This is a genomic window from Chamaesiphon sp. VAR_69_metabat_338 (genome assembly GCF_031423935.1).
Lineage (GTDB): Bacteria > Cyanobacteriota > Cyanobacteriia > Cyanobacteriales > Chamaesiphonaceae > Chamaesiphon.
Genome location: NZ_JANPGM010000438.1, coordinates 1 through 6514, shown reverse-complemented (window position 1 = coordinate 6514; position 6514 = coordinate 1). Strand labels below are relative to the sequence as shown.

Annotated in this window: 5 protein-coding genes; 2 read left to right on the top strand and 3 right to left on the bottom strand. The window is 48.7% G+C overall.

Going from position 1 to position 6514, the window contains the following annotated elements; all coding sequences use genetic code 11:
• Positions 1-189 precede the first annotated feature (189 nt).
• A complete protein-coding gene (locus tag RMO84_RS12150) occupies positions 190-2454 on the bottom strand; it encodes a PhoD-like phosphatase (RefSeq protein ID WP_310488719.1) in 2265 nt (754 codons plus the stop codon).
• Positions 2455-2753: 299 nt separating this feature from the next.
• On the opposite strand from RMO84_RS12150, the gene RMO84_RS12145 reads away from it, so the two are divergent.
• Entirely contained in the window at positions 2754-3056 is a 303-nt protein-coding gene (locus RMO84_RS12145) for a WGxxGxxG family protein (protein ID WP_310488718.1), read from the top strand.
• 140 nt (positions 3057-3196) lie between these two features.
• On the opposite strand, the gene RMO84_RS12140 is transcribed toward RMO84_RS12145, so the two are convergent.
• Together RMO84_RS12140 and RMO84_RS12135 are read right to left on the bottom strand one after the other, a co-directional pair.
• Positions 3197-3817 (bottom strand): acyl carrier protein phosphodiesterase, encoded by a 621-nt coding sequence (locus RMO84_RS12140; protein WP_310488717.1) that lies wholly within the window; start codon positions 3815-3817, stop codon positions 3197-3199.
• A 613-nt stretch (positions 3818-4430) separates the two neighbouring features.
• A complete protein-coding gene (locus RMO84_RS12135) occupies positions 4431-4898 on the bottom strand; it encodes a hypothetical protein (protein ID WP_310488716.1) in 468 nt (155 codons plus the stop codon).
• 136 nt (positions 4899-5034) lie between these two features.
• Here RMO84_RS12135 and RMO84_RS12130 point away from each other — a divergent pair.
• The coding region (locus RMO84_RS12130) for an ATP-binding protein (RefSeq protein ID WP_310488715.1) at positions 5035-6514 on the top strand (1480 nt) is incomplete at its 3' end.

Here is a 6514-nt window from a genome sequence, read left to right as displayed (position 1 = left end):
CAACCCAACCTACAGATCTGGGGAGAAGATTTTTAACGCGAAGGTCGCAAAGGTTTTTGGTGTTGGGGGAGGTTGTTAGTGGGTACCGCAAAGGGCGCAAAGGGGGAGGAGTGTGAATTGGGATGGTTTTTGGATTCCTATCCAGATTGCAACGCGATCGACTATCAATTATCAATTATCAATTATCAACTAAGCGACAAATCGACTGAAAACGATTTGATTTGGCAGCCATGGCGATCGCCAATAGAGATCTTGGACGATCGTCGCGTCTTGAAACTGCACTACTGCCAGATTGTTTAAACCTACGACTTCTCGACCCTCTTGAAACCAGCGAGAGTTCCACCACGGCAATCGGTGGAGCCATTGGTGGAGTTGGAAATTTTTAGAAGTGCCAGGAGCGGAAACGGGTCGATCGATCGATTGCGGTGCGTTCTCGTTGGCGTAGCCTCTCCTTTGGAGAATCGCTGGTAGTGTTGCCCGATGGCGAGGCAGCCATTCGAGGGTACAGCTCCAGTCGTGAGGATGGGGGATATCGGATCGAGATGTCCGAGATCGGCGGAATGGCAACATTTGGGGTGGGTGGTTCCAGCCGATCGAGTGGCGGGTTGGTTCGGCTAATAACCAATCCTTTAGCCGCGTGTGCGCCAGTCTCGTCTTGGCTTCCTCATTTTTGAAGGCACTGGCGGTTAATTGCACGAGGGTGGAGGTGGAGTTGCTGGCAAACTGATGGTGGGATAAGCGCGCCACGGTACCGGCATGAATATCCCCAGATAGCACCACAAGGCGATCTCGATGGGCAAAGAGAGTGGTTTGCAGTTGCGCTAGGGCGCGGGTATTGATATTCCAGCTATCGCCAACATCGCTCCCAAAGATCCGGGCGTGAGGTGGCGGATCTGCGGCATATCGATCGAGTGAGTAGTGATGGATGCAATCGATAATCTCTAAACTAAATAGATTGGTCGGCGCGACGATAAATGTTTGTCTGGATGCGGCGGTGGGAGAGCTGGCTTGGAGTGGCTGGGTTAATTGACGATCGAAGGCGGTAGGGGATAATAACATCGGCGGGTCGATCGGCGATCGAGTGAGATCGTAACCGCGCCAGGTGCGGGTATCTAAAACTAAGATTTCGTGGCAATTACTCTCGATCGAATAGTGCCACGCGATCGCCTCAGGATCGCGATCGAGGATCGAGACTGCCCCATCCCGTACAAATTTGGGCAATCCCGCCAAGTCGCACTGGGGTATGCCCACTAGTCGGGCGATCTCAGCGTGTGCGGTTGGATCTGTGCCGCCACTCGCCGACCAAGTTTGAGCGGCAGCCAAGAGTTTCGCCCCTGCCGTTCCCGCTGTAAATCGATCGGGTGTATTGCCCCAACCTTGAAATATTGCATAAGCTAGCAGCGCATTTTGGACGACATGTCTGCCCAAAGATCGACCCAGCACCCGCAGACACCAAGCTTGATTGAGATTCCAATCGTCACTAACTTCATGGTCGTCAAAGATCGTATACAGCGGGATATTGGCCAAGGCTCGACGCACTTGCTCCAAGCCGTCGCGAAATTGGGTTAGCTGCCGCACTTGCCGATCCCACCGTTGGGCGGCTTGTCGATCGGGTGAGATCGCACTACCAACCGGAAAAGTTTGCGGCCAACAGGCTGGCGACCAGCCCAGCAGATAGATTGCGGCATATTCACCCAAACTAAATAGATGATTGACTACCTTGTGATGGCGACCGTTTAATCCAGCCGTAAAGCCAGCTCGATCGGTGGCGACCTCAGCTCGATCGCCTGTGAGCTGTTCGGACGGCAATGGTTCTGTCCATCCCAGCAACTGCTCGCTGAGGCTACTAGCCACCCAAAACAGCGGATCGGCGACATCATCGCCATAAATTTGATCGCCTGTAAATAAGAGTTGCTGAGGACGTTGTGACGGGATGCGTGCTGATGCCGCGAGGAGTCGATCGAGCATTGGTAAGGCATCAAAGCCATCACCGTGAGGTTTGCGGCAGGAACCATGCACGATCCGCAGATCTGTCAGTCGATCGGCTGGCAGCACAAAGGTTGGATACTGATGTGCAAAATAGCTAATATTCGCATTCGGCAGATCTGGAGCGGCTAGTGCCTGCTGGAGCGATCGAGGATAGACCCCATCTTCCATGACATTATCCCGCGCACAAAATGTCAGATCGTAGGCATAGACTCGATCGGCTGTTAATATTTCACCATCCCGATTTGCCATCGCCGTAACCGCAACGATATGCAGGTGTGCGCCGATGGCGATCGTCTCCCGACAGCCTGACAGTAGCAAATCGCCAATGCGATCGCCATTCTCTGCTGTGGCGAAAACCGCCAGCGTGACCTGACAAACGGCTCGCACAGCCACCCAAACAGTGACTGACTCCGCCGTCGTCTGCCGCAGAATCGGCCCCGCTAAAATCAGTGGTAATTCAGTCATCGATTCTGTTGCTGCTGAGGCAGACGCTTCGCCAACGCCAACGAATGGGTAAATCGGACATCCAGAGCTAAATTATATGATTCGATTGCCACCTGCTGCTCGGGAGGTGAGAGTTGAATCTCTATCCTTACATCTTTAGGACTACCTCGCATTTATATAGATGGTACTTAAGACAGAGTTACTTAATAGCTACCTCAGATAAAGTAGTAAGGAGTCAAGTCAATAACTTAAATCGGTGGCAATCGATTTTTAGCTGACAACTGCGAAACCACCCTAGCTACCTGAAGGAGTTCTAAACAATGAAAAAATCACCCTGGATCGAGTTCATCAGTGCTGGCATCCTTGCCACTAGTATTTCTGTCATCTCTATGAGTTCGCCTGCTGCTGCCCAAGTAACGACACCTAGCACAAGCACAGGCACAGGCACTCAAGGCACTACGACCACGACTTACGAAAAAAATGATAATAATTACAATCCCGGTCTCTGGGGATTGAGTGGTCTGCTAGGCTTATTTGGACTATTTGGCCGTCGCAAAGAGGAAACTCACAATACCACCCGTCGCGATGATGCCCCAGTCTACCGCGATCCTAGCATCCGCTAAGCGCAACTATTTACATGGGCGACTTAGGCTGTCATTCGGATTATTTATGCGATCGAATGATGGTCTAGATCGAGCCAAAAAATATTTAATTAAAGGGAGCGAGTTTACAAAGTTAAACTCGCTCCCTTTTTAGCTCGTAATTATCCTACTCGCGATCGAGCTGGGAATTCTGGATGTTGCCAGGTGGAGAGATGAGCTTGGAGTTCTGGGAAGAAGGCATTAAAATCTCGATCGAGATTACTATATTCACGTTCGAGGATTGGCATCGCAGTGGCTAGTTTGATTCTGTCACCCATTCTGGCTTGAATCCGAACATCGATTCTGTTCAAGGCATGTTCCACGCCAGCTAAATCTCGATAGCTGCTCAACCAATCGCCGTCTATCATCCGTTCGATGACTTCTTTTGCCACCTGCGGGATCTCGCCTGGGTAGTTCTGAAATGAGTTGTAGATCTCACTGGTAAAGTCAGCAAAAGATCGATCGCTATATAAATCCCAATTCTTCACTAATAGGTGGTCATAGAAAACATCGATTAATATGCCTGCAAATTTACCGTACTCTCGGTCGATCCTCTGCTTGCTGGTTCTGACAGTAGCATGATTGTCTGTAAATTTGTCAATGGCGTAATGTCGAGCCACACCTCGCCTTAATTCATAATTGAGTCTATCTAAATCTCTACCTTTAACCAGATCGCCAAGTAAGTTACCCAATCGATTCTCAACGTTTGGTTCTGACAATAAAATATGAGCAAGCCAGTTCATGGGATTATCGATCATGATTATTGTTCGAGCTAATCGTTACCTGTAATTACTGTGGACTTTTCCAGGGATTCTTTTTCTAGCCCACTTATCTGCAAATACTCCTTTGTAGACATCATCCCAAGCTGACGTTAGATGCGATGTACTTAACAGATGTCTCGATCTGGGGTTGTATCCTAAAGTTCGATTTTCTAGCAAGTGATATTTTGACTCGGCTTGACAAAAATCTCTCAAAGGATTGTGACGATATGGATAAATTTTAATCTTACTAGTATCGACTCTATAGGTTCTACTCATAGTATTTTTATATTTAAAGTACTCATTCTATGGTTACCATCATTGTATCTTCAAATACTTCAAATATTTTTTGCTCTGTTTCATAGTTTGAAGATGACTGCAAGTATCCATGTTTGTTGATAGTATCTTTCGCCACTCGATCGAGTCTAACTAATTCGCTCGATTAAGTTCTCATCATCTTCCGCTAGATCGACTTCCTCAATCAGCGATGCTAACAAATCCACATCTACAGGTGGCGATTCAACTGCCACAACTTGACGGACAAATTCAGGACATTTAGCAGCCGGTTCGTTGGCGTATAGCCTACCGGAGGTAATCGTTAGTGCTGGAAGACGAAAAAATATCCAAGCAGCAGAATCGCGGTGAGGGTTGCGTAAAAAGGCCAAACAGCAAACGAGAGAAAACCTCCAACCGTAGCCATCACGGGGTTGAATTTGTCTTGTGAATCGACATTGTTTTTAGCAACAATGACATAAAGATCTGCAACCGTTGCGTTGCTATCGCGTAATTTTGCCACAAATGCGTTGTAGGTATGTCGAAACCCTTGTTCTAGTCCCAAGTAATAGGCATCGAGGAAGCAGAGTGCCAAGATGGGCAAGAGTGCGACGAACGTGAAGCTAGTTTTACCTTTATCAGCGACGACGACCAAAATTGCAGCCACGATCGTGACGCAAAGGGTTTTGCAGTTGGAGCTATTGGTTGCCATGCGGGTAATGACAGTTTGGAGCGCGGTGAGATAGCTTTGGACGGCGGTCGATTCTGAATGGAGTGGTGTGGGTGTTTGCATATCTCTAGTAGTGGGAAATCGAGTTGGCGATCGATCTCGATCTCAAAATTGAATTTCGATCGTACTTCAGGGAATCTTTAATAATAGAGCAATAATGCTTTTCGATACATCCAAGCAAAATCCAGCCTAGATTGCCATGTCACCGAAGTCCTTCTCGTCAGCTTCAAACCAACCCATCGATCCAGCATTACAGCAGAGCGAGTTTCAGATCGATCTCCAGGGCTTAATCAAATTATTGGCAAAGAACCTCTATGCTGAGGCGGATGTCTTTGTGCGGGAGATGCTGCAAAATGCTCACGACTCGGTGAAGCGGCGGAAGGAGCTAAATACAGAGGTTTCACAGCAGGGAGAGATTCGGGTTTATGTAGATCGCATCGCGGGGACAATTACGTTTACGGACAATGGGGCGGGGATGACAGAGCAGGAGGTGCGCGAGTATCTTTCGACAATCGGGCGCAGTGGTACGGATGCGTTTCGGCAGGAGTTAATCCGGCAAGGACGGAATGCGACGGATGTGACGGTGATCGGGCAGTTTGGGATCGGATTGCTGTCGGCGTTTATTGTCGCAGATCGCGTGGTGGTAGAAACTCGATCGTGGCAGGCTAATCATCCGGCTTGGCGTTGGGAAAGCAATGGTGAAAAAACTTACAACTTACAGCCAGGAGAAAAAGAATCGGCTGGTTCGGCGGTGACGCTGTATGTGAACGATAAATATCGTGACATGCTGAATTTAGAGGATTTGCGGAAGGCGATTCGCAAGTATGCGGATTTTCTGCCTGTGGGGATCTACGTCAATGATGATGAGGCTCCAGCGAATGCGGTGAATGCACCGTGGCACAAGCATTATGACAATCCCAAAGAAGAATTGGTGGAACTATCGATTTTTGTGGCGCGACGGTTTCCAGATAACCCGCTATCAACGATTCCGATTCATATTACCCATCCTTATAAGGTAGATGGGGTGCTGTATATATCAGATAATCGGATTCCTGATGTGAATACGACGGGGTTGGTGGATATTTACCAGTCGCGGATGTTTGTGATGGAGGGCAATCGCGATATGTTGCCTGCTTGGGCAAAGTTCGTGCGGGGGATTATCGATTCTTCGGCATTGACTTTGACGGCTTCGCGGGATGCGATCCAGCAAGATGCCGTCCAGAAGGAAATCAAGGCACAGTTAGGCGAGGCGGTAATCCAACATTTGATGGCACTATCGAAATCGGATGAGGGCAAGTTTCAAAGGTTGTGCGATTGGCACCATTACCACCTCAAGGGGATGGCTCTGCGGGATGATACGTTCTTTCAATCGGTGTCGGATTTGATTCCATTTGAGACGAATCAAGGGCCGATGAATTTGAAGCGGTATTTTGAGGAGGCAAAGCGATTAGGGCAGTCGGAAATCGATCTGTTGTATTTTGACGAGCGGGGTAGTGCGACGCAGTTTTATATGCTGTGTGAGGCGCGGGGTTTGCTGGTGGTGGATGCTAGTCAGGTATTTGAGGATGCGTTTTTGGAGCGATATGGACGGCTGCATCCTCAAATCAAGTTGCGCCAATTGAATATTGGCGAGTCGGATTTTATTTTTGAAACGCTCCAAGGAGACGAGCGGGATGAGT